Origin of the sequence: Phaeodactylibacter sp., from assembly GCF_040219495.1 — a bacterium.
GTDB lineage: Bacteria > Bacteroidota > Bacteroidia > Chitinophagales > Saprospiraceae > Phaeodactylibacter.
Genome location: NZ_JAVJSK010000119.1, coordinates 13,386 through 37,385, shown reverse-complemented (window position 1 = coordinate 37,385; position 24,000 = coordinate 13,386). Strand labels below are relative to the sequence as shown.

At 53.6% G+C, this 24,000-nt stretch carries 15 protein-coding genes; 3 read left to right on the top strand and 12 right to left on the bottom strand.

The window, feature by feature from the left end; all coding sequences use genetic code 11:
- Positions 1 to 80 precede the first annotated feature (80 nt).
- The 5 genes from RIC19_RS18685 to RIC19_RS18665 all read right to left on the bottom strand — a co-directional run bounded on the left by RIC19_RS18685 (position 81) and on the right by RIC19_RS18665 (position 11,876).
- A complete protein-coding gene (locus RIC19_RS18685) occupies positions 81 to 2,633 on the bottom strand; it encodes a T9SS type A sorting domain-containing protein (RefSeq protein ID WP_350179878.1) in 2,553 nt (850 codons plus the stop codon).
- Between the two features lie 479 nt (positions 2,634 to 3,112).
- Positions 3,113 to 7,450, bottom strand: a complete 4,338-nt coding sequence (locus RIC19_RS18680; protein ID WP_350179877.1) for a T9SS type A sorting domain-containing protein — start codon at positions 7,448 to 7,450, stop codon at positions 3,113 to 3,115.
- A gap of 280 nt (positions 7,451 to 7,730) precedes the next feature.
- A complete protein-coding gene (locus tag RIC19_RS18675; RefSeq protein ID WP_350179876.1) occupies positions 7,731 to 8,528 on the bottom strand; it encodes an ion transporter in 798 nt (265 codons plus the stop codon).
- A 25-nt stretch (positions 8,529 to 8,553) separates the two neighbouring features.
- On the bottom strand, positions 8,554 to 11,031 hold the full coding sequence (priA, locus tag RIC19_RS18670) for a replication restart helicase PriA (protein ID WP_350179875.1): 2,478 nt from the start codon (positions 11,029 to 11,031) through the stop codon (positions 8,554 to 8,556).
- Positions 11,032 to 11,072: 41 nt separating this feature from the next.
- Positions 11,073 to 11,876, bottom strand: coding sequence for an SH3 domain-containing protein (locus RIC19_RS18665; protein ID WP_350179874.1), 804 nt, complete (start codon positions 11,874 to 11,876; stop codon positions 11,073 to 11,075).
- Positions 11,877 to 12,532: 656 nt separating this feature from the next.
- Between RIC19_RS18665 and RIC19_RS18660 the strand changes: the two genes are divergently transcribed.
- The gene (locus RIC19_RS18660; protein ID WP_350179873.1) at positions 12,533 to 16,483 is read left to right on the top strand and encodes an ATP-binding protein; all 3,951 of its coding nucleotides are present in this window, start codon (positions 12,533 to 12,535) and stop codon (positions 16,481 to 16,483) included.
- Positions 16,484 to 16,610: 127 nt separating this feature from the next.
- Here the strand turns inward: RIC19_RS18660 and RIC19_RS18655 are convergent, their stop codons facing one another.
- The 5 genes from RIC19_RS18655 to RIC19_RS18635 form a co-directional block, all read right to left on the bottom strand.
- Positions 16,611 to 16,757, bottom strand: a complete 147-nt coding sequence (locus tag RIC19_RS18655; RefSeq protein WP_350179872.1) for a hypothetical protein — start codon at positions 16,755 to 16,757, stop codon at positions 16,611 to 16,613.
- Between the two features lie 96 nt (positions 16,758 to 16,853).
- Positions 16,854 to 17,540, bottom strand: coding sequence for a hypothetical protein (locus tag RIC19_RS18650; protein ID WP_350179871.1), 687 nt, complete (start codon positions 17,538 to 17,540; stop codon positions 16,854 to 16,856).
- A gap of 21 nt (positions 17,541 to 17,561) precedes the next feature.
- A complete protein-coding gene (locus RIC19_RS18645; RefSeq protein ID WP_350179870.1) occupies positions 17,562 to 18,215 on the bottom strand; it encodes a DUF5683 domain-containing protein in 654 nt (217 codons plus the stop codon).
- A gap of 74 nt (positions 18,216 to 18,289) precedes the next feature.
- On the bottom strand, positions 18,290 to 19,243 hold the full coding sequence (locus RIC19_RS18640; protein ID WP_350179869.1) for a ParB/RepB/Spo0J family partition protein: 954 nt from the start codon (positions 19,241 to 19,243) through the stop codon (positions 18,290 to 18,292).
- Between the two features lie 23 nt (positions 19,244 to 19,266).
- Positions 19,267 to 20,067, bottom strand: coding sequence for a ParA family protein (locus RIC19_RS18635; RefSeq protein WP_350179868.1), 801 nt, complete (start codon positions 20,065 to 20,067; stop codon positions 19,267 to 19,269).
- A gap of 51 nt (positions 20,068 to 20,118) precedes the next feature.
- Between RIC19_RS18635 and RIC19_RS18630 the strand changes: the two genes are divergently transcribed.
- Positions 20,119 to 20,256: a hypothetical protein gene (locus tag RIC19_RS18630; protein WP_350179867.1), complete on the top strand. Its 138-nt coding sequence runs from the start codon at positions 20,119 to 20,121 to the stop codon at positions 20,254 to 20,256.
- A 22-nt stretch (positions 20,257 to 20,278) separates the two neighbouring features.
- Here RIC19_RS18630 and RIC19_RS18625 read toward each other — a convergent pair whose 3' ends face one another.
- Entirely contained in the window at positions 20,279 to 20,959 is a 681-nt protein-coding gene (locus tag RIC19_RS18625) for a metal-dependent hydrolase (protein ID WP_350179866.1), read from the bottom strand.
- 246 nt (positions 20,960 to 21,205) lie between these two features.
- Between RIC19_RS18625 and RIC19_RS18620 the strand changes: the two genes are divergently transcribed.
- Positions 21,206 to 21,742: an NADPH-dependent FMN reductase gene (locus tag RIC19_RS18620; protein ID WP_350179865.1), complete on the top strand. Its 537-nt coding sequence runs from the start codon at positions 21,206 to 21,208 to the stop codon at positions 21,740 to 21,742.
- A gap of 290 nt (positions 21,743 to 22,032) precedes the next feature.
- On the opposite strand, the gene sppA is transcribed toward RIC19_RS18620, so the two are convergent.
- Positions 22,033 to 23,802 carry a signal peptide peptidase SppA gene (gene sppA, locus RIC19_RS18615; RefSeq protein WP_350179864.1) on the bottom strand — a complete coding sequence of 590 codons (1,770 nt, stop codon included), beginning with the start codon at positions 23,800 to 23,802 and terminating at the stop codon, positions 22,033 to 22,035.
- Positions 23,803 to 24,000: the final 198 nt, after the last annotated feature.

Below are 24,000 nucleotides of genomic sequence, written 5' to 3'. Positions count from 1 at the left end.
GTTCGTTTAACGGATTAAGAGCTTGTTGGGATTTCAGGTTTTGGACTACGTTCGCTCCAAAAGCAAAATCCTAAAAAGCGCTAATGGAGGTACAGCAATTGCCGTTCTGTCCCACTTTCCCCTACCATTTCCACGATGTACGTGCCGCTGCTCATACCACTGAGGTCAAACGCAGCGGCTGCCGTGTTTTGCTCCAACCGGGCAATCAGGCGGCCGTCGATGGATCGCAATTGGAAAGCTTTTGGGCCTTCAAGGGTGGTACGCACCTGTACCTGCGCCTTTGCCGGATTGGGAAAGACTTGCAGGAGCTCAGGGGTGCCCCCCTGCGCAATGGGTACCGCCGGAGCTGTGAAACTCTGGCAATCCGGCGCGATCGCCAGCTCTATTGTTTCGGTTACCCGGCAGCCGTTGGGCAGCTTTACCCTTACCATATAGGAACCTGCAACACTGGCAGAAGTATAAGGGAAGGTCAGGCAGTTGCCGGTTTGAATAAACCCGATAGGGCTAATCCATAGGTACTGATTGGTTGCCGGCAGGCAGAGGCTGAAGGCTTCGCCCGGGCAGAAAGTCAGGGGCGCTTCCGGTAGGGCATCGCCTGGTACTTCGTCTACATAAATCGTTACAAAATCAATACCGACACAGCCTTGGGCATTGGTTACCGTTACCTGATAAGTGGTGGTCTGTGCGGGCGTGGCTATCGGATTGGGGCAATCGGTGCAGCTCAGCCCGTTGCCCGGTACCCAGCTAATCAGTGCATCGGATTCGGCTTCAACAGACAGCCCGATGCCTGCGTTGCTGCAGAGGAGGGTGTCCGGCCCGGCATCGGGCTGCGGACAGGTATTGGTGGTGCAGGTTTTCTCCACCACCTTGAGCGGGCAGTCGTCCAGGCCTTCTGCCATCAGCTCCAGCGTGGCACTTTCACCTGGCCCCAAATTGTCGACTACGTAGGAATGCCCGCCTGCCGGCTGCCCCGGCTGCCCACTTAAGAGGGTAGGGGTATAAAGCGTATCGGTAGGGTTTTCCGTCCAGCTAAAAGTGATGCTGCTTTCCGTTGTGGTGCAATTGATTTCGGGCAGTACGCTTTCTACCTCTACCACTACCGGCGGAATGGGGCAATTGTTAAAGGTGGCCTCCAGTATGTAGGTGCCGGTATTCAGCACAGTGGGGTTGGGCAGGCCAGACGCAAAGCTACCGGGCCCGGTCCAGCTGTAGGTCATATTGCCGGTGCTGCTGCCCGCAGTGGCCTGCAACTGATAGGGGTCGCTCTCGAAACATGCCGGAAAATAGCTGGCGCTTAAATCTGGCAGGTCTGTAGCTGGCACCTGCACGCTGATCGATTGCTCATTGCCTCCGTCCTCAATAACAAATTGATAGTTACCGGGGCAAAGGTCGCTTACAACCGTATTCAGGCTCGGTCCGTTACCGGTAAAAACGGCCAGCCCATCGGCATCATAGAGGGTAAAAGCATGGCTGCTGCCCCCGGAAAGACTGATCTGTCCGTTGCAAAGCGAAGGGCAGGCTGGTTGCAGTACCGCGACGCCCGGCTGTGCGTTGGAGGGCGGCACAGCTGTTGCTAAAAAGGAGGTGCTGGTCTCGGGCGCACAGCTAAACATCATCCAGGAGCCGGAGATGCCATCGCCCAACAGTTTGATATCCAGGTTCAGGTTCGCTTCTTCGGTATTACTAAAGGTCGATTTGACCTGCACCGTCCAGCAAAATTCCAGGTCGAGGGGCGCGGGCTGCAGGTTACCGCAGGGCCCATCTCCAAAGTTATTGCCCGGCAAGCCATCATTGGCACTGCCGCCCGGGCACAACAGGCCGCGTTTGCTGTCAAAGGCAAAGCCAGGGCCGTAGGTGTCGCCGGTGTTGCAGCTTTCCCAGCTATCGTACCACGCCCAGGCTCCGTCGGGAGCGGTACAGGCGGCAGGAGCACTCGTCTCCAGGGTGGACAGGTCCCAGCCGGGCCCGAAGGCGATATCAAGCCCGTGCAGCCATTCGAGGCTGAAGCCCGGCGCCCAAAGGGTAGGGGTGTAGCAAAACGTAACTTCCTGCCCGGTTGCATAGGTGCCGCTGACCGGAGCAGGCTGAACGCTCAACTGCCCGCGCCGCTCGCCGCAGATGGAGCAGTCGTTTTCTGATTTGATCTTGAGGCTGAAGTCTCCCTGTGCGCCAAAGTCACCGCTGCTGACGAGCAGAAAGTAGCTGGCCCCTGGCTCTGTGCGTGCACTCAGCGTGGCCCCAAAGGAATTCGGGCTCCCATATTGGAGGGCTACCGGGAATTGGTCCGCACAGCTATTGGCCTGAAAAAGCACAAGAATGGGCTGTGACAGGCCGCCGGTTATCGAAATTACGGTTTGGTTGGTGATAGCGGTAAAGGTGTACCACACGTCAGCACCGGGGCTGTTCAGGTTGAAGCCCTGACTGGGGTCGCTCAGGCGGAGTTCGGGTTGGGTAGGTGTGGCCCCGATAGTAGAGCCGGTGGCCTGTGCCTCGACCGGTGTGTCGTTTGGACAGGTGAGGACTTGCCCCAGCAAAATAGGAGTGGCCGTAGCGCATAAATCGTTTTCCACTTGCCCCAGAGCGTTGGCTATCAAGGAGACATAGAGGAAAAGAAGCATTGATGATCTTCTCATTTTCCAGACAAAAATTGGTGAGCTAAATTTGAAAAATGCTGGCGGGTATCCGGTTAGGGATGTGCTTGCGGATCATACCACAGGGCATTCATATACCAGCTACGGGGGGCTTGAATAGGGGGGCTGCATTGGTGTTCTGGATGTTTGGGTAGACAATAACTTACTAATAAGCGCTTAGTGTTTGTCCGGTTGTGTTCATTTGTAGAGTAGACCCTCAAGGAGGGGGTTGTGCTGCCCCATCAAGGGCATTTTTTTAGACGGGCAGGGTGAGATGGCGTTTGAAAGAAGAGTAAGGGGTTGATTTTTAGCACATTGGGTATGCATACTTTTATTGAAGTTTCATGGATTTTGACCGTTGGCGGAGGTTACTTGCCGTACATGCCAAAAAAAAGCCCCGGGCGCTATTTCCTGGCGCCTGGGGCTTAGAGCGTAGATTTGAAGGAGATTTATCGGTAAAACCTCTCCAAGCTGACGCGGTATTACCGGCTGATGAGGAGCCGGGTTTGCGTGGCGTCTTCCTGATTGAAGACCTTTACAAAGTAAGTTCCGGGCGGTAATGCTGCTACGGAAAGCTCTGATTGCTGCCCTTCAAAGCGGAGGGAAAGCGCAAGCTGCCCGGTAACGCTCCACAGTTGCAGGGTTTTCAGGCCTGTGAGCTGCGTGCGAATCTCCAGCCTTTGTGAAGCGGGGTTCGGGAAGACCTTCAGTCCCTTCAGTTTTGGGCTGCCGCTGCCGGGCCTTGGCGCCGGGCTGCAATCTTCTACAAAAACGACGGCCTGTCCTGTTGAAGAACAGCCAAAAGCATCCGTAGCGGACAGCAAAAAGGTAACGGTCTGTGGTACACTACCACTAACGGATAAGCAATCCGGGCAATCCAAATACGCGGCAGGCGACCAACTGAGGCCGGTCGCTCCCGGGGCAGTTGCCCAAAGGGCAAACGTGTCGTTCGGGCAAACGGCCTGAAAGTCCGGCGTGATCGTAACCTCAAGCTCCGGTGCGGCTTCTAGCTTAAACGCCTTTAGGAAGCGGCAGCCGTTGGTGCGCATAAACGCGTAGTAGTTGCCGGCATCAGCTTCCGTAATATTGCTGAATGTCAGGCATTGCTCTGTGGTAATAAAGGCATTGGGCCCGATCCAGTAGTGAATATCGCCATCGGGCATGCACAATTCAAACGCTTCTCCCGGGCAGAAGGTAACCGGCTCATCCGGAATATAGCTGGTGGGGAAGGTCTGCACATAGATGGTATAGGTTACGGTATCGGCGCAACCGCCATTATCGGTAACCATCAGTTGGTAGGTCGTTGTGGCATCCGGGGTGGCGGTCGGATGGGCGCAGTCCGTACAGCTCAGGTTGTCTGCAGGCGACCAGCTGTAGGTGTTCCAGGCGGTGGTATCGGTAAAGTCGAGCAGTACCGAAGCGCCATTGCAAATAAAGGTATCGGCAGGGGCTTCAACCGTTGGGCAAACCGGCGTGGACAGGGTACAGCTGCTACTGACTTCATAACTCCCACAGGGCCCGTCTGTCAAAACCGTGATGGAAATGGCTACGGTATCCCCTGTGCTCAGCCCGGGGATGAGGTAGCTGTTGCCCGTGAGCGTGCCGGTTTGGCCGGATAGCACTGTAACGTTGTAGGCCGTGTCTTGTGGCAGCCCCGGCCATTCAAAAGCTAAGGTGTCTCCGGAGGAAGCGCAGGTAATCAGCTCGGGCGCGAGCTTGCCGGCTACTTCGATAACCGTCGTGTCGCTTACGGTACAACCCTGATCGGTGTAGGTGTAGACCAATGCATGGGTGCCTGCTCCTGCCCAGGCGGGGCTAAAAACCTGCCCGGTACTGTCCAGCCCCGGACCGGACCAGCTGCCTTCGCCCTGATTTGTGCCGCCGGCTACATCTGCCAAAAGGGCAACGTCTCCGTCATCGGTGCAAACACGGTCGGGGACTAGCGTGAAAAGGTCGAGTACGCTACAATCGGGAGCGGTACAGCTGCCACTGACGGTTGTGGTGCAACCTGCGTTTTGGGAGACTTCCAGGGTGATGCTCACCGTTTGTCCGGGTGAAAGCCCTGTAACCGTATACTGATTACTGCTTTGGAAGAACCCCTCGGGCCCATCCTCAACGGTGACGGTGTAGTTGTAACCGGCTTCCTGTGGCCAGGAAAAACGTATAGCCCCGAGCCGGGATTCACAGCTGATATCCGGCGCGGGCGGCTCCGAAACCGTGGTGATAGACAGGCTGTCTGTAGCGCTGCATCCGGTAATGGTGTCTGTAGCGGTCAGGTAGTAGGTGGTGGTACCATCCGGGTAAGCGATGAGGCTGTCGCCCAAAGTGCCGTCTCCCCATTGCAGTTGGCCAATGCCTGTGCCGGTAAGCAACACACTGTCCTGCCCGCAGAGGGTCTCCGGCCCTGATATGGCAACAGCTGGCAGTGGGCTGACGTAGACCTGAAAGGCGGGAATGGACTGGCACCCAAAATCGAATGGGGGCAGGTATTCGGTATCCATGCCCGGGCTGACGAGGGTGTCCCAGAGTAGCGTATCTGCCTGGTAAAGCTCAAGCTGCACTTCATCACCATCGCAAATTAGCACTTCGGCGGGGACATAGGTGAGCTGAGGGGCCGGATTTACAGTGACCCTGACGGAGTCGGTATGGCTACACCCAAATTCATCCGTCTGGGTTACCAAATAAGTCTGCGTAGTGTCTGGCGTGACGGTAATGCTGTTGGTCGTTTCTCCAGTGCTCCAAAGGAAGGTCTGCCCACCGCTTGCTGCCAGCATGGCGCTTTCGCCGGCGCAGAGCTCCTGATCCTGGAATACAAAAAAGCCGTTGCCGGAAGCCACTGCAACATTGGCCGAAAGCACGTTGCTGCAGCCGCCATCATCGGTCACGGTCACCGTGTAAGTGGTGTTGGCGGTTGGTGCAACGGAAAGCTGCTGCGTGGTATCGCCGGTGCTCCACACCCAGCTGCTGCCCTGATCTACAGAAAGAGCGGCGCTTTCGCCCGGGCAAAGTGTACCTTCAGGCACAACCGACAGGGTAGGGGACAGCGCCACCTGGAAGTAAACAAAATCAGTACCTGTGCAGCCATTCGGGCTCACGCCTTCTACCTGGTAGACCGCGCCGTCTGCCGGTGTAATGGTAATAGAGTCGGCATTGGACAGGACACCATCCGCACCTGCTTCTGTCCAGGTTAGCTGTTCTGCCGTGCCACTGACGGAAAGGGTGATGGTCTCGCCCGGGCAGATGATCATTGTATCCGGGCCAAGCTCAGCAATGACAATATCGCTGATGGCGGGAAGGGTAAAGGAGTAAGGTGCTGCCGGGCAATCATCCACGCTGACTTCGAGGGTATAGTCGCCGGGGAAAAGTGCCATTGGGTCAGGGGTGGTCCGCACAAAGCCGTTGGGGCCGGTCCAGAGGTAGGTGATATTGCCATTGGCAGGCACGACCGTTGCGCTCAGCGGGATGGGCTCGCCCGCAAAGCAGGGTAAAGTGAAGCTTGCCGTTGCTGTGGGTACGATGCCGGTGTTGATCTCAACCAATTGCCGGCGGGCTTCATTACTGGCATTATCCACAATCAGCACTTCGTACAAGCCCGGGCATAGCCCACTGATGGTGTCCGGTCCGGGAATGCTGGTCGCCAGGTACAGCAGGCTGCCGCTTGTGTCCGACAGCACATAGTCCCAGGGGCCTGCACCGGCACCGGCCAGGGCGAGGGTGCCATCGCAATTTTCGCCACAGCTGGCATCGTTGATAGTGATTTCGGGGGCAAAATCATCCGGGCAATAAAGGCTGGCATTAAAAGGCTCGGTAACCGGGTTGTAGCAGTCGGTTTGTGACCAGGAGCCGGAAAGGCCATCACCGAGCAGCCTTGCGCCCAGGTTGAGGGAGGCCGGGTAGCCAAACTCCCCCGCCGGGCAGTCGGCGGTAGTTACGGTCCAGCAAAACTGCAGGGTGCTATTGCTTTCCATGCCCCCAATATCGGCGCAGCCAATGCCATCCATGCCCCGGTTGTTGCCCGGATTGCCGTCCTGTATGCCATTTTTGATTTCATCAAAAGCAAAACCGGGGCCGAAGGCCTCGCCGGTCGCTCCACTGATCCAGCCATTGTACCAGCCCCATGCGCCATTATCAGAACAGGAAACGGGGGGCTGTGGTACGAAAGTGCTCAGGTCCCAGCCTTCGCTGAACTCCAGCTCCAGCGCATGCAGGAATTCGCTACTGGCCGTATTCGACCAGCGGTCTACCGTAAAGCACATTTGCACTTCCTGCCCACCGGGGTAGCGCCCGTTGACGGGAGCGGGGGCGGCCGTGAAATAGCCATCCCGTACCAGCGTGCAGGGGCTGCAGTTGTTGGTGGAGGTTACGGTCAGCGTAGCAGCTCCTGCTCCTCCGGCAATGAGCAGGTGGTAAGGCTCGTTACGGCTCACGCCGGCCTGCAGGGTAGCAGTGGTTTCGCCGGAGGCACAGCCAACCGGTATGAGTTGGCCACAGGCGCCTCCCCGCATCAGGATCAGGTGGGGCTGTCCTGCACCGGTCAGGGTCAGGGTGATTTCGTTGCCCTTAGGCAGAAAAGTGACCCAAATGTCTCCGCCAGCGGTGGCTACATCAGGATCGGCACAACTGCTACTGCTCAAATAGGCAGAAGGCAGGGCTTCATCAAGGTTGAAACTAAAGGAATCGGTAACGATGGAAGACTCAGGACAGGGGGAGGGCAGGCTAAGTTCGATTGGAAGGGCCTGCTCACAATTGTCGAGCGGGTGCTGCGCCCACAAAGGGCTGCACAGTAAGCTGCAAATCAGCAGCATCATGGACCTAATCATTGTCGTCGTTTTTAGGATTATGTACTCGTTTGTCTGTTTTGCTGCTTCAGCAAAGCAATCAGACGAATGCATGTGAAAAAAGCAAGGCAATAAGGCCTGGCACTATTTTCATTTAATTCTGATAATCCTAAATATAGGAAGATTTGACCAAAGATGGGTAGCTTTTTTAGGCAAATTCAGTCCCTGAAACGGGTCGAAATAAGGCCCAATTCGCATGGACGCTAACAGTGATTTCGCAATGTCGGTATGGGTTGAACGCTATTTTTATTTCCGGAGGGTATCAACTGCGGCTCCCCTCTAACCGCTCCCCACAGTGCGGGCAGGCCGTTTCTGCTTCCTGCGAGAGCTTTTCTGAAAAACCCGAAGCCAGGATGCCTGTGGGCAGTGCAAATAAACCGATACCGATGACCGCGATGACGCCGCCGAGCAGCTTGCCGATAGCCGTCACCGGGTACACATCTCCGTAACCCACGGTGGTCAGGGTGGCGATGCCCCACCACATCGTTTCCGGTATACTGGAAAAGGCCTCGGGTTGTGCCTCGTGCTCGGCGTAATACATGAGGGTAGAGGCAAGGAGTAGTAGAATGGTCGTGAACGTTAGTGAAATCCCCAGTTCTTCCCGCTTGTCCTGAAATACCCGGTTGATGTGTTGCAGCGCCTTTGTGTAACGGGAAATTTTGAACAGCCGTAGCAGGCGGAAAAGGCGGAGAGTACGTGCAATACGGAAGTCAAAGCCGAGTAGGGGCAGATAGAACGGCAGTACCGCCAGTAAGTCGATCAACGCCATGGGCGTGAGGGCGTAGCGCAGATTGCCTGTCCCCGGTTTACGGTAGGCAGGTGCAGCGTTGGCCGACCATACCCGCAGTACGTATTCCACAGAAAAAATAATTACCGAGACGAGCTCGAAGTAGTAAAAAAAAGCCTCGTACTGCTCGAAAACCGTCTCCACCGTCTCCAGGATCAGCGCCAGCGCATTCAGGCTGATCAGGGTCACCAAGAGGACGTCTACCCACCAGCTCAGGTCTCCCTTTTCGCGGGAGACATTCAGGATTTCGTACGTTCGCTTCTTTAGGCTCATTGCTGTTAATTTTTGTTTGTTGCTCTTAATACGGGTCCACATCCACACTCACCCGCACATTGCTCAATCCTTTAGCCTGATTCAGGTAGTCTGCCGCTTCCCGGATGCTCGCTTTAGCGTAGGCCAGTTTTTTCGGATGCTTTGGCACTTTGATCATGAAATCGAGCAGGTAGTAGCTCCGGATCCTTGAAACGTAAGGCACTGCTGGCCCCATTGCCCAGTCGCCCAGCCGTTTTTTGAGGACTTTTTCAAACAGCTTAGCTCCATCATTGACGGTAGCGGGCTTGGTATGTTTGAGGGTAATGCGGATCATGCGCACGTAGGGCGGGTACTGAAACTGATTGCGCTCCATCATTTCGCGGGCGAAGAAACGGGCGTAGTCACCCTCCAAAACCTCACTAAGCACCGGGCTGCTGGTATTGAAAGCCTGTATGATCACCTGCCCGCGCTTGTGCTTGCGCCCGGCCCGGCCGGCTACCTGCAGCATCAGCTGAAATGCCCGCTCCCCGGCCCTGAAGTCCGGGAACTGCAATAACTGATCGGCACTAAGGACCCCCACTACAGCGACCTTTTCAAAGTCGAGGCCTTTGGTCACCATCTGTGTACCGACCAGAATATCCGTTCGGCCTTCCTCAAAATCGTTGATCAGGCGAGCGTGGGCATGCTTGCCGCGCACGGTGTCCAGGTCCATACGGGCAATGCGTGCTTCCGGCAGGTATATCTTGAGCTCATCCTCAATTTTCTCAGTCCCAAAACCCTTGATAATCAGTTTTTTGTCGCCACAAGCCGGGCAGGCCGATGGCAGGTTGGCGGTATAGCCGCAGTAATGGCAGCGCAGGTTATTGTGAAACTTGTGGTACGTCAGGCTCACATCGCACTGAATACATTCGGCATGCCAGCCACAGGTGGTACAGCGGTAGGTGGGAGAGTAGCCGCGCCGGTTTTGGAACAGAATGGCTTGTTGCCCCTGCCCCAGGGCGGTTTTAAGCCCGTCAATAAGGACTGAGGTGAAGTGGGACTGAAGTTTGCGTTCTTTGAGCTCCCGCTTGGCATCCACGATTTTGATCTCCGGCAACTGAATGCCGCCAAAGCGTTCGGGCATTTCCACCAGGCGGTACTTATCCTTTTTGGTGTTGGCGTAAGACTCCAGGGAGGGGGTTGCAGTGCCGAGAATAATTTTGGCATCATGCAGGTGGGCCAGGTAGACCGCTGCGTCCCGGGCATTGTACCGTGGGTTGGGCTCGTATTGCTTGAAGGAAGGGTCGTGCTCCTCATCTACAATGATCAGGCCCAGCTTGGAAAAAGGCAGGAACAAGGCCGACCGGGCACCCAGCATTACTGGCTTGCCATTGAGTATGCTGTTCCAGAGCTCTACCCGTTCGTTGTTGTTGAAGCGGCTGTGGTAAACGATGATATCATCCCCGAAAACCTGTTCCAGGCGGGAGACAATCTGAGTGGTTAGGGCGATCTCGGGCAATAAATAAAGGACTTGCTCCCCCCGGTCAATCGCCTCCTGAATCAGCTCAATGTATACCCGTGTTTTACCGCTACCGGTCACTCCATGCAGCAAAACCGGTTTTTGTGCTTCAAAACCTGCCTGTATCTCTTTTAAGGCGCGGGTTTGCTGTTCGGCTAGTGTACTGGCTTCAATCGTGGGGTCTTCGTACCCGCCGAGCCGGCTGACTTCGTGTTCATAGATTTCGAAAATACCTTTTTTTTCTATTGCGCGGAGTACGGTGCTGTCTACTCCCGCCTTGTCGTAAATGTCCTGTTTGCGTACAAAGTCGATGCTCCGGGAAATTTGTACGTAGGCCATCAGGGCTTCGACCTGCCGGTTCGACCGGCTCAGTTGGGCGAAGGCCTCCTCCAGTAGCTTGGGTTGCGAAGCAAAAGGCTCCTGCAGCCGGACACAGCCAATGGTTTTGGGCTTGTACTTCTGTTTCAGGTCTTCCTTAAGGTAAAGGATACGCTTGTCCAGCATCCGGCGGATCAGCGGATAAACGGTCTTACGCTGCAGGATGCCCCGCACATCATCAATGGTAATTTCCTTTTGGAGCGTCAGGGCTTCGGCGATCAGGTATTCCTGATCATCAAGCTCACTGAAGTCCTGCCCGAAAAGGGGGCTCAGGCTGAGAATCGTCTCACTGCTCAGCTTAAGGTTGGCTGGCAGTGCAGCATTCATGACTTCCCCGAGGGTACACAGGTAGTAGTCGGCTATCCATCGCCAGAGTTTGACCTGCGCTTCGTTGACCACCGGGGCTTCGTCGATTACTGAAATCAGGGGTTTTGGGGTGTAGGCGTCCGGTGCCTGATTGGTGACTTCCAGGATGAGGGCACTATAGCGTTTGGCTTTGCCAAATTCCACCTCCACCCGTTTGCCGAAAGCGACATCGGGGACCATCGGTTCGGGGACCTCATAGGTAAAGGGCTTCGGTACGGCCAGTGGCAGGATGACCGAAACGTAATGTTGTGTAGCCGGTGCCGGGTGTAATCGTTCTTCCACAGGAATAGCGTTTGACTGAATGCGAATGTAGCTATTTTGCGCTAATCGCCGTGCAGCAGTTGGGTCATCGCCCATTGCTGCGGCCCGGTCCGCTCAAACCGGGCCCGGTAGCCGTTGGCGCGCGCTACGAATTTGCCATATACAAACCCTTTTTGCCCCCCGGATAGTTCAATGGCAGCCCAAGGGTATTCCTCATCGCCAATCTCCTCCGTTTGGTCTGTTGTTTCCAGGTATTTGACGAGTTCGTAGGAGACGGTTTTGACGATTGAGCTGTTCAGGTTTGGTGCGCTGCGTATCCGTACTCCGCTGCCGTTGATGACCGCATACTCGTCTGCTGCGTACTGTTTAGGCCAGGTGGCGGCATAGTAGGGGGCCGTGAAGGCCCGCCCGTTTTCGCTAAAGGTGCCCCCTTCCAGCAGCAGGTTTTCCATAATCTGCCAGATGGGGAGGCTGTCCGCAGCGGAGGGGGTTAGCCCATAGTAGGTGACAAGGCCCGCGACGCCGGGCTCCTTGGCGCCGGAGACCTCGATGTCTTTGTCCACGGCATCGAGCAGCGCGAAGACGTCATATTGACGGACTGCCTGCAGCAGTTGCTCCCGGAACACATAAAATGCGGTATCCAAAGGGGCTTCATCCACCGCATAAAGTTTATGTTGTTCCTGTATTTGGCGAAGGGGTAATGTATCCGTATGCATGGCGCTGAGCTTCTGGTACAAAGTGCGCAGTGAATCCGGGGGGAGCTGATCGGAAGTTTCGTTCGCTCCCGATTTGGGGGCTTGGTCGGTGCCGCATCCCGGTGCTAAAAAAAACAAGAGCATAAAAAGTGTAATAGAGGGGCCTCTCATAGTTGTTGGTTTCTGTTTCCTTAAAGTTAAGGATCATTCCCATTTCTGGGCCTATTGGGCAGACAATGATTTCAGACTTGCGGGCCTGCTTTTCCCCGCTATTCTGATTTTTAGCCTTTTTCTTGCAAATTTGGCGCGGGAGTCAGATATTACAAGACTGTTAGAGTATGTCGGGATTTTGGTCTTCTAGTCGCAAACTAGCAATTTTTTGGTCATACGACTTGCCTGCCAAACGGGTTTGCCAGGCAGGCAGGGGCACGAAAACCGGAGCTTAGCCTAAGCTAGATAGCCGGTCCGGCAGTTTGCGGAGAGGGTTTCCGGAACGAAGTAGAATCAAACCTGCCTGCGTGTCGAACACTTCGGTCTCCGGTGGCCAAAGCCCACAGGCGACGAGACACAGGCAGGAAAATGTCCCGCTCCAAGGAGCAGGACAGACCGATTTACTAAGAGCGTGTTGGGACTTTTGTCTTCTAGTCGAAAACTACACTTTTTTGGTTAGACGAGGCACGAAAACCGGAGTTTAGCCTTAGCTAAATGAGGATTTTCGGGACGAAGTATAAGCAAAAAAGTGTAGTTTGCAGACCGATTACTAAAGTCCCAACACGCTCTAAAGTCCCAACACGCTTTTGAGGGGCTTTTTTGCCAAAAATCAGAATATGCGCATCCGATTGATTATTTGCTTCATTTGCTGTCTTTCCTTTTGGGGGAGCCCTTTGACGGCACAGCAGTACAAGCTATTTAACTATAATGAGTTGGATGGGCTGCAAAATACGCTCGTTAAGGCAGCCGTTTCGGACTCATTTGGGCTTATTTGGCTGGCTACGGATGGTGGGCTTATCCGTTACGATGGGCACCAATTCCATTCCTACCGCGATAAAATCCCTACCCCCTTCATCAAAGATATTATTCAGGTTGGACAAAAGCTGCTGGCTTCTTCCGATGAAGGGCTTTACTGGATAGAGCCCTCCTTGCAATCAGCGGTCATTCGCAAAGCCTTTCCGAATCAGTCCATACGACTGACCAAGAAGCTTTTTCAGGATGAAGAAGGGCGTATCTGGGGCAGCAATAACGATAACGTCTTCCGTGCCAACGGTAAAGACCTGAAGATCTATCCGTTCAGTCCGGAGTACCATAGCGAGGACTTTACCTTGTCCTATAGTTTTGTGGAAGATGGCTGGGGCAATGTGTACACCATTTCTAAAAACGGCGTGCTTTTTAAGTACGAAGAAGCCGAAGACCGGTTTTCTAAGCCCCTCTATCAGCTCCCTACGAAAGTCAATGCTGCCCTGCAAATGAGTAAAGGGGAAATATGGGTTGGTACTTACGGCGGGATTTTTCAATTGATGCTCAATGAGAACGGCACCTTGCAATCGGCCCAAAAAATCAATGCCCTTAACCCGATTGCCATGCTCCGTTTGAAAAATGGAAGCATAGCCGCAGCTGTGAGGAATAGCGGCGTTTTTCAGATTGATGGTAAAGGACAGGCGACTGCTTTGCAGCAGGAAGAATGGCCGGTCACTGCATTTTCTTCTTTGAACGAAGGGCGAAATGGCGACTTGTGGCTGAGTACGGATAATGGGTTGTTGCTGCTCAAGCCCAAGTTTTTTGAATCCGTCTTTGCCGATCAGCTGGACGGTCATTATATCCAAAGCATAGCCCATTATCAGGGGCAGACCTACCTTTCTGACGGGGGGCAAATTTTTGTGACGGGCACTGGTACCGAAGACGACAAGTTGCAATCTTTCTTTGAACCTCCATTTGAAGCCTACAGCATAAAGGCTACCCCAACGGGCCTGTGGATAGGAGGTGCCGGGGGGCAGCTGATGAAGTTGGGGTGGGATAAAAAAGTACTTCGCCGGCACGATCTTTCGGCCTACGGTGATGCGGTCTTTAACCTGGCGGTGGATCAGAACGGCTGGGTGTGGATCTGTCAGTCCCAGTCAGAAAGCCTGTTATGCCTGAAAGAAAACGGTCGTATCAAACAGTATAAGCAACAAGGAGAAGCCTGGCCGGAAAACCCCGAAGCCGTTTTCTTTAACCCAAATTCGGAGGAACTGCTGGTTGGCGGGGTGCAGGCTGACAAGCCTCTTTTTAAGTACGATGTGCTGCGGGATTCCTTCCTTGCGGTCGAAGGGCAACTTCAGGTAGATAAGGATCAGGACTTCAGGGTGATTGATATTGCGCACAGTCCGGGTTGGGGAGTAGTGGTTGGTGCTTCGCTTGGCTTGTTCCAATACCACAAAAAAGCGTTTAATGCAATAAGGCCGGAAAAAACAAACGGGGTCTCTGTTTTGGCTATCGCTATTGGGGCGGGAGATGAAGTCTGGTTTGCAACGGCCAATGGGCTCAACCGGCTGGAGGATAGTACGATACTGACGTATACAACGATGCACGGCCTGCCTTCCAAGGCGATCAACTGGCGCAACCTCAAAGCAGATGCATTAGGGCGGATATGGGCGGGCACCCCCGACGGGCTGGCAGTGAATACTTTCCCTATGCCCGGCAATCAAACCGACCGCCCCCTTTTGTTACAAGTGGAATCTTCAAAAGGGGTCGTCTATGAAAAAGTGAGCCATAGTTTCGAAGCAGATATGGACGACTACTTGTCGGTCCGTTATTTAAGTGTGGGCTTCCCTTCTTCGCTTACGGAATACCGCATAGAAATTTCGGATGATAACAGCCCTGCTCAGGTCATTTATACCCGGGACAACCAATTGTCTTTTTCTGACCTCAATAAAGGCGTATCTGAGGTGAGTATACAAGGCAGGCAATCTTCTGCCCACCACTGGAGTGAACCGCTGAAGTTTCACCTGCAAATTTCGACGGTCTGGTATAAGTCCCGCAATGGTATTTTGGGGATTATCCTGGCATTAGGGGTCGTGGTGTTTGTGGTCAATCTGCTTCGGCAAACGCACTACCAAAGGCAAAGCAAGCGGCTGAGTGCCTACAATCAGGAATTAGAGGAAAAAGTACAAGCAGGTATACAGGATTATCAAATGCTGGTGAATTATATCGGTGACAGTGTGCTCAAAGTGAACTCCGAGGGGGAAGTGCTCTACACGTCACCGAGTTGGCTGAATAATTACGGGTACTCTTCCGAGGAGACCGACGGGCAACGCCTGTCTTTGTTTGTTCATCCTGAGGATATAGAAAAGACTATTCTGGCTTTGGAAGCTCTTAAAGGGGAAGGTGCCGAAAGCTCATTTGAGATGGAGCACCGGTTAAAGCACCGCAATGGCGAATGGCTATGGGTGGAAACTAAAGGGGAGTTGGAGCCTCGTTCCGGAGAGATTGTACTGATTATCCGTGATATTACGGAACGGAAAAACTCAGAACAACGGCTGCAGAGCTTCGCCGATATGCAGAAAATCCTGATGGATATTTCTTCAAAATACATCAACCTGCCGCTTGGGGAGGAGGAGTCCGCCATTAATGTATCCCTACAGCAAATGGGCCGGTTTGTAGATGCAGACCGGGTTTATATTTTTGATTATCACTTTGAAGAAGAGATTTGTACCAATACTTACGAGTGGTGCCGGGAAGGGATCGACCCGGAGATCGATAACCTTCAGACGGTGCCCCTTGAAATGTTGCCCGATTGGGTGGATGCTCACACCAAAGGGCTGCCCATGTATATCCCCGATGTTTTTGATCTGCCAGTCCATTCCGGGATACGGCAAGTGCTGGACCCGCAGGGTATAAAAAGCCTCCTGGCCGTACCGCTCATGAATGGTAGCCATTGTATTGGTTTCGTGGGGTTTGATTCGGTACGGCATTGGCATCAGTATACACAACGCGAAATTACCCTGCTGAAGCTCTTTGGGCAAATGCTGGTCAATATTCAAATGCGTACGCAGAAACAAAGGGACCTGGAGCAGTTGCTGGAAAAAACAACCGATCAGAATGAGCGCCTGCGGGAGTTTTCCTTTATGACTTCCCACAACATCCGCGCCTCTGTGGCCAACCTGCTGGCCCTTAACGAGATGATCAAAGCGGAGCCGGATAACCCCGATTACCTGGAAATGCTGGAAGTGACCACCAAAAAGCTGGATACCACGATCTCTAATATCAACCACCTGCTCAACTTCGAAAAAGAGATCAATCAAAAAGACAAAGAAGACTGCAACCTGGCTGAGACCATCAACCGGGTGGTAGACCTCAATAATCAGATCATCAAAAAGCACGGTGTCCGGGTGCGGGTTAATGTGCCGCCGTATATTCAGGTGAAGGCCATACCTGCTCACCTGGACAGCATCTTCCATAATCTGCTGACCAATGCCATCAAGTATGGCGCCACGGAAACCTCTAAGGATATTCTGATTGATGCCCATGCAGGCAAAGTCAATACGGTGGTTTCTATTCAGGATTTTGGGTTGGGCATTGACCTGGAGCGTTTCCGGGACAAGCTCTTCAAGCTGGGCTCCCGCCTGCATGTGGCCAGCGCTGATGGGCAGGGGCTGGGTTTGTATATGACGAAAAATCAGATTGAGGGGTTGGGCGGGCAGATAGAGGTGGATAGCGAAGTGGATAAAGGTACTACTTTTAAAGTGACCTTACCGATGAGCTTTGCAGACCTTGCTAACCCTGACTTAACGGTAGCTTCCTGAGCGCTTGTTTGGAGGAGCACTTCTGCTGATAATCAAATATCGTTTGCTCCAAACATGCGCTGACTTGGCAGACGATTCACAATGGAGAACCTGACGTGATAAGAGGCATTTAGAGCTTGTTGGGATTTTACACCTTGGGCTGCTCTTGCCAAATTTCGTCCTGCTCTTCGTTGTTCTCCCGCCTGCCATAGTCATGTACGGTCTCCGGTGTCCAAAGCCCACAAGCGACGGGGTACGGACCGGTCGGTCCCGTCGCTAAGGTTATGTGATTCAAAAATGGGCCGCTTTAATCCCATTCTTGAATGTATCACGTCTTGATCAGAATAAAATTTGGCTGCGTTCGCTCCAAAAGCAAAATCCCACCAAGCTCTTATTTACGAGCAGTACGTAAGATGCGGAGCAGGAAAAAGCCCGTGATGGCCCCAACACTCCATCCGCCCAAAATACCGCCCATCGCGCCCGGGAGTAAGATTAGGGGCCAGGCCATTGCTTCATCCGGCAGGCTCGCCCCCAGGAAAATAAAGACCATACCTACTGCCCAGCCCAATGCATTGGCGGGAATCCATAACATCGCTTCCTTGCGCAGGCCTTTTAACGGCAACCATTGAAAGTAGCCAAAAAGAGTGCCCAGTAGGAGACCTGTCAGTGCTGCCATGCTGTAGTAGACTGCCGGCGAGGGGGCGGCCATAGCTTCCGTGGCACCATTGCCGGTGATCAGAAGAACGGGCTGTATGCCCAACATCCAGCCGCTAACTGCCGCCGCAATGGTGTAAGAAAGCCACTGCTTCCAGGCGATTTCCGGGAACAGCTTCCCAATTAGGCGGTATTGAAAGTAGGCCAGAATGCCGCCTTCGATGACGCCTGCCAACAGCATGAAAAACAAATGGAGCATGCGGTCCGATGGGGTACTTGGTTCTCCCAGCAGCAGCTGGTAGCCTATGGCAATAGCCGCAGCGGCAACGATGCCCAGAAACTCGCCGCTGCCGCAAGCGAGCATCCATCGCTTCCAGATGTTTGCAGGTAGGGCGGATCGGCCATTGGGGAGATACTGTGTCATCTTATCGGCTCTTCGATTTCGTTACCGGGCAACCGGCAGGGTAGGGGGCTTCCGGTTGAGCGGGATCGTTACGCCCAGCCCGATAGTAGGAGTGCTCAGCCCGTGGAAGTCAAGCGTGGGTTTGATTTCCATACCAATATCGTCATCAATGTCAAAACTTTTCAGGTGGGCATCCACAAAAGCTTCCAGCGCTTGCAGGGTGTAGACCAGGAACATTCCCACGTAAGCCATCTGCGTGTTCTTGTCGAATTCGTCGCGCAGGGACCGCAGCGCCCGTTCGTTATCGATTGAGGTGCCGGAGAACTCGTGCTCCATCGTATCACGTTTGAGCTCCAGCGCATCACGCAGCCGGCGGTAGTTGCTCTGATTGTAATCGATCGTAAGGCCCATGCCGACAACGGCTCCATAGACGAGGGGCAGCTTCCACCAGCGTTTGTTGTAAATCTGACCCCCACCCGGAATGGCCAGGGCCAGGATCGCAGCTTTGCGGGGAGAAGGGTAGTCCCGGGTCAGCCAGTTTTGCCGTTTGGGCTTTTGCAGGCTGTCTGTTGCCGCTTCTGCAGCGGACAGGACGGCGGTATCTGCCGGCGATTCCGCCGGAGGGGGCGCCTGCCCAACTGCGGCCGATGCCCAAAGGGTAAGCGCGAGGGCTATTGTGTATGAAATGCTTTTCATACTCTGCAAACGTTGCTGAAAGTCTTTTGTAGATGCGACCACCCCGATTTAGCTTTTTGTTGACATTTGCCCGGTCAGATCTGAATATCGAGCTGATCGAGTAGTTGATTAAGTTCTTCAACCGACCCGAAAGGCAGGACGATCTGCCCCTTGCCGGCCTGCTCGTCTTTAAGCTTAAGGTCAATGCGCCCGGAGCCGAGTTTGGCGCGCACCTCATTGAGGACCCGTTGATAACTATCCGGGAGCTGTTGTTTTTTCTTGTTCTGTTTGCTGTACTTCCGTACGAGCCGCTCGGTATCCCTTACATTCAGGCGGTCGGCCAGCACTTTGTCCAGCACTTGCTTTTGCAGCAGTTTATCATCGATACCTGCCAGGGCACGGCCGTGGCCCATGCTGATGTCGCCGGATTTGAGGGTCTTCATGACTTCCAGGTGCACATCAAGGAGGCGCAGGTAGTTGGTGATGGTTGCCCTTTTTTTACCGACTCGGGTAGCCAGCATTTCGTGAGAAAGCTTGAACTCCTCAATCAGCCGGTGGTAGGAGAAGGCGACTTCCATAGGGTTGAGGTTTTCCCGCTGAATGTTTTCGACCAGTGCCATTTCGGTCATTTCCTGATCGCTGGCAATGCGAATGTAAGCGGGGATTTCTTCCAGTTTGGCCAGTTGGGCGGCCCGCCACCTACGTTCCCCCGAGATAATCTGATATTCGTGGTCGTTGAACCGGCGAACGGTGATAGGCTGAATGAGCCCGTAGGTTTTCAGAGAGTCGGCGAGCTCCTGCAGGGCTTCGGGCTCAAATTCCTTCCTGGGCTGATCCGGGTTGGGTGCGATCTGTACTACAGGGAGCATAGCTACAGTATTAGCGAGCTCTTTGCTGACTCCGGCCGGGTCATTCTGAATATCTTCTTCGGTAATATTAAAATACGACAAACGCCCTCCGCTGCTGCTACCTTTACCGGCTGCAGTGCGCAGGGAGCTCCGCAAATCATCTGCACTGGTTTTTCTCTTCTTGCTGATGCGTTTGGCCATAGACTCTGGTTTTTGGGTGGTTACTAATCAGCCTGCATGCTGGGCACGCCTTCCATTTGATCATTGTTATTGGTCAGAAACTCCCGGGCGAGGTTGAGGAAATTGATGCTGCCGCGGCTGCCTGCGTTAAGCATCACCACGGGCATATGCAGGTTGGGCGCTTCCCCAATTTTAGAATTCCGGTGAATAATGGTGTCGAAGACCTCCTCTCCAAACATTTTTTGCACTTCTTCCACAACGATATTAGCCAGGCGGAGGCGGGTGTCGTACATAGACAACAAGATGCCTTCGATCTCCAGGTTGGGGTTGATTTTCTTCTGCACCAGGTCAATCGTTTCCCGGAGTTTGGACAAGCCTTCGAGGGCGAAAAACTCGCATTGGACCGGAATGAGGATGGAGTCCGCTGCGGTCAGGGCATTCACCGTGATCAGGCCCAGAGAAGGCAGGCAGTCGATAAAGATATAATCGTAATTTGCTCTGACCTGTTCCACGACGTCTTTCATCAGGAACTCCCGCTTCATTTGACTGACCAGTTCAATTTCGGCGCCTACGAGGTCAATGGTAGAAGGGATGATGTGCAGGTTGGGGGTATCCGTTTCGTAGATGGCTTCCTCTGTTTCCAACCCACCGACGAGACAGTCGTAGATGGTCGTTTCGATATCACCCGGCATGACGCCTACCCCTGAGGTGGCATTACCCTGAGGGTCTGCATCTATGAGCAGCACCTTTTTCTCCAGGATGGCCAGGCTGGCGGAAAGATTGATGGCGGTGGTGGTTTTACCTACACCGCCTTTTTGGTTGGCTATCGCTATGACTTTTCCCATAATCAGAATCCGTGTTGATGGCCCGGGCATGCTGTCCGTAGCCGCGAAAAAATGAAGGGTGAAGTAGTGCGCTTCGGCTTTGCGGTGGCTTGCACCACCCCGGTACCTCCTGGCACCACCCTCAACGGGCTATGCTGTGGATATTTGGATACCTGGCCGGAAGAACACAAACGTACTTCACCCTGCTGATATTCGACGCCTTTATCCGGCATCAAAGTTCAAGGCTTTCGCCGATTGGAAGCAAAATTAACTCTTTTCCTTTAGCATCAAAAGCTTTTTGCGCTGCCTTGTGGTCAATTTTAATATACCCGAAGGTATCGTAATGGCAGCCCAGCACCCGGTCGCAGTTGATATAGTCGCAGGCGACGAGGGCTTCATCGTACCCCATGGTGAAGTTGTCCCCGATGGGCAGGATCGCGAGGTCCAGTGTGGGACAGGTCATGGCGATGAGTTTCATGTCCATCGTAAGGGCCGTATCGCCGGCAAAGTACAGGCAGCCTTCTTCGTTCCAGATGACAAAGCCGCCCGGGTTGCCCCCGTAGGTGCCATCGGGCAATACGCTGGAGTGGACGGCATTGACATATTTGACGACGCCGAAGTCAAATTTGAACTTACCGCCGTGGTTCATGGGGTGGCCTTCCAGGCCTTTTTCTCCGTACCAGCTTACGATTTCGAAATTGGAGATGATCTTGGCACCTGTCCGCCTGGCGATGGGCTCCACATCCACCACGTGGTCCTGATGCCCGTGGGAGACAAGAATGTAGTCAGCCTTCAACTGATCGACATCAATGTCGGCCGCTAATTCATTGGGGGAGATGAATGGGTCGAAAAGGATGTGTTTGCCCTTGGTTTCCAGCCCGAAAGCGGAATGCCCGTAATACGTTAATTTCACAGTTCTATGTATTTGTCAGACCCATTGAATCCGCATTGCTGCAGGTCCGGACTTGCCCTTTTGCCTTGGATAGGCCAAAAGGTTGGGTCTGCCTGCGCTGCAAGTGATCTTCATACGGTCTTGGTTAGTACTCAATTTGGTTAGCGCTTGAATATAGTAAAATTGAGCAGAAGACGAAAGTGCTAAACAATTTTAGGTTATAAACTGTGTAGTAGTCTGTATTCTTAAAAGCCGCTAAAGAAAATTATGATAACCGTTATATCCGGTACTAACCGAAAAGGCAGCGAATGCCTGAATTTTGCCAAATTGTACGCTGAGTTGCTGCAAAAGCATACGGAAGAGGAAGTGAAACTACTGGCTTTGGAGCAGATTCCGCATGACTGGTTTCACGAAGCCATGTACGCGGAGCAGTCGCCTTCAGTAGGCGCACTACAGGACGAGTACGTGCTGCCGGCTGAAAAAATGGTCTTTGTGATGCCGGAATACAACGGCAGCTTCCCAGGGGCGGTGAAGTTGTTTATTGATGCCTGCACCGTACGGGAGTACAGCCGCAACTTCCAGCATAAAAAAGCCGCTTTGGTGGGTATTGCTTCTGGCCGGGCGGGCAACCTGCGTGGTATGGAGCACCTCACCGGTGTACTCAACTACCTGGGCATGACGGTGATGCCTAATAAGCTGCCCATTTCCAGTATTTTCAAGCTCAAAAACGGCAATGGCGAAATCACAGACGCTGACACTCTGAAGGTGATGGAGGCGCACGCCCGGGAATTTGTTGCTTATTAGCGTTCGTAACCGGGCTGTCCGGTTCCTGCACTTCGCCCAATAAAAAAAGTGTCCTGCTCCCGGGAGCAGGACACTTTTTTTATTACCAACGTCCCAACACGCTCTAAGAGCGTGTTGGGACGTTGGTCTTCTAGTCGAAAACTAACAATTTTTTGGTTAGACGAGGCACGAAAACCGGAGTTTAGCCTTAACTAAATAGCCTGTCCCGCAATTTGCGGGAAGGATTTTCGGGACGAAGTATAAGCAAAAAAGTGTAGTTTGCAGACCGATTACTAAAGTCCCAACACGCTCTAATACTCCAGGAGGTAAGGCATCCTTGCCTGCACCCCTTTGCTTTCCGCTAAGTCTTTCAGCAGTTTGTAATGTTTGTACTGATCGCCCAGTTGGTATTTCATCATTGCCTGGGCACGGACATTTTCTTCACCCAGCCATTCTTCCATCAGTTGCTGAAGCGGCTCTTTGACCTTGGGGTAGTCTGTCGTGCGGTATTCCTCCAGCTCTGCCAAAGCAGCAGCGGCTTCCAGCGCACGATCGAGGCCGCCTAAGGCATCAACCAGGCCATTATTCAGACCTGCATTACCCGTCCATACTCGGCCCTGTGCAATAGCGTGCACCGAATCCCGGGGCAGGCCTCTGCCTTCACTCACTCTTCTGAGGAAGGTTTCATACATGCTGTCGGTACGTATTTGCATCAGGCGAGCGCCCTGTGGGGACATGGGGAAAAACGGGGTGATACCCAGAGAGAAATCCCCGGTTTTTACGGTGTCAAAGTGGATGCCCAGTTTCTTATTCATGAGTTCACTGGCATCAGGGATGAGCGAAAAGACGCCGATGGAGCCCGTCAGGGTATTGGGCTCAGCGAAAATAGAGTCTGCCGGAGCGGAAATGTAATAACCGCCAGAGGCCGCGTAGTCGCCCATAGAGACCACTACGGGTTTGCCAGCTTCCTGGGTCAGCCGGATCTCTTTCCAGATATTCTCGGAAGCCATAGCGCTGCCGCCCGGTGAATTCACGCGGAGCACCACTGCTTTGATCCGGTCGCTATTGCGGGCTTCCCTGATGTACTTGACGTATTGCTCATCGCCAATAGTGCCCGGCGTGCCTTTACCGTCCACGATAGCGCCCTCTGCGTAGATGATGGCGATTTTATCCTTTACGGAGTAGTCTTTCGTGTCTTTACTGGCTTTGGCGTAGGCGCTTAAGCGGACCTGCTTAATCTCTTCATCGGCTTCCAGGCCGAGGCGTTCGCGCAGGAGGTTCATTGCGGCGTCCCGGTGGTCTATGGCATCGACCAACTGATTGTCCAGGGCTGCATTCGGGTCCATGCCTTCGTAGTCGTTGGCGATCTGCCGCAGGGCATCCATCGTCAGTCCGCGGGATTCGCTCAGCCCTGACAGGAAATGGTTGTACACATCATCCAGGTAGGTGCGTATTTGCTGCCGGTTGGCATCGCTAAGCTCGTTGAGGCGGTACGGCTCTGTAGCGCCTTTGAATTTGCCGGCGTAGTAGACCTGCATATTGACGCCGATGCGGTCGAGCATGTCCTTGAAGAACGGAATTTGCGTGGAGAAGCCCCTCAGGTCCACAATGCCCAGTGGGTTGAGGATGACTTCATCAGCAGTAGCGGCCAGGTAGTAGCCCGCCTGCGTGTAGTAGTCGCCGTAGGCGATGATGAATTTATCAGTAGCTTTGAACTCCACGAGGGCATCGCGGATCACGCTTGCAGAGGCCAGCCCGATGGAAGCAAGCTGCTCCGGCTCAAGGAAGATGCCTTTTATGTCGTCATCGGCAGCGGCTTTTTCAATCGCCTCCACCATAGCGGTCAGCCCGAGGGTACTTTCGGTATTAAAGGCGAAGGGGTCGATTTCCAGGTTGTTGGTTTGTTCCGGAATAGGGCGTTCGAGCGTGAGGTGCAGTACAGAGTTCGCTTCAACGTCTTTGACTTGCTCTGAGGCACTGATGGCCTGCCCGATGGCGATAGCTCCAATGCCAAAAAGCAAGCAAAAGCCAATAAACAGCCCCAGGCAGGAGGCTAGTAGAAATTTCAGAAATTGTCCCATATAGTGGTATGATTGTAAGCGTTTTTGATGCATCTCCCTGACCGGGCGCTTCAATCCGGCTGTTTGTTTCCAAACTCCGGGAAGCGGGCGGCTCAGGATTGATTACAGGTTGTATAACAGTTGGATTACAGCTTATTGTTCTTTACAACGAGCTGAAATAACAGCTATTTGGAAGAGCAGGCCCTACTTTTTAGATAA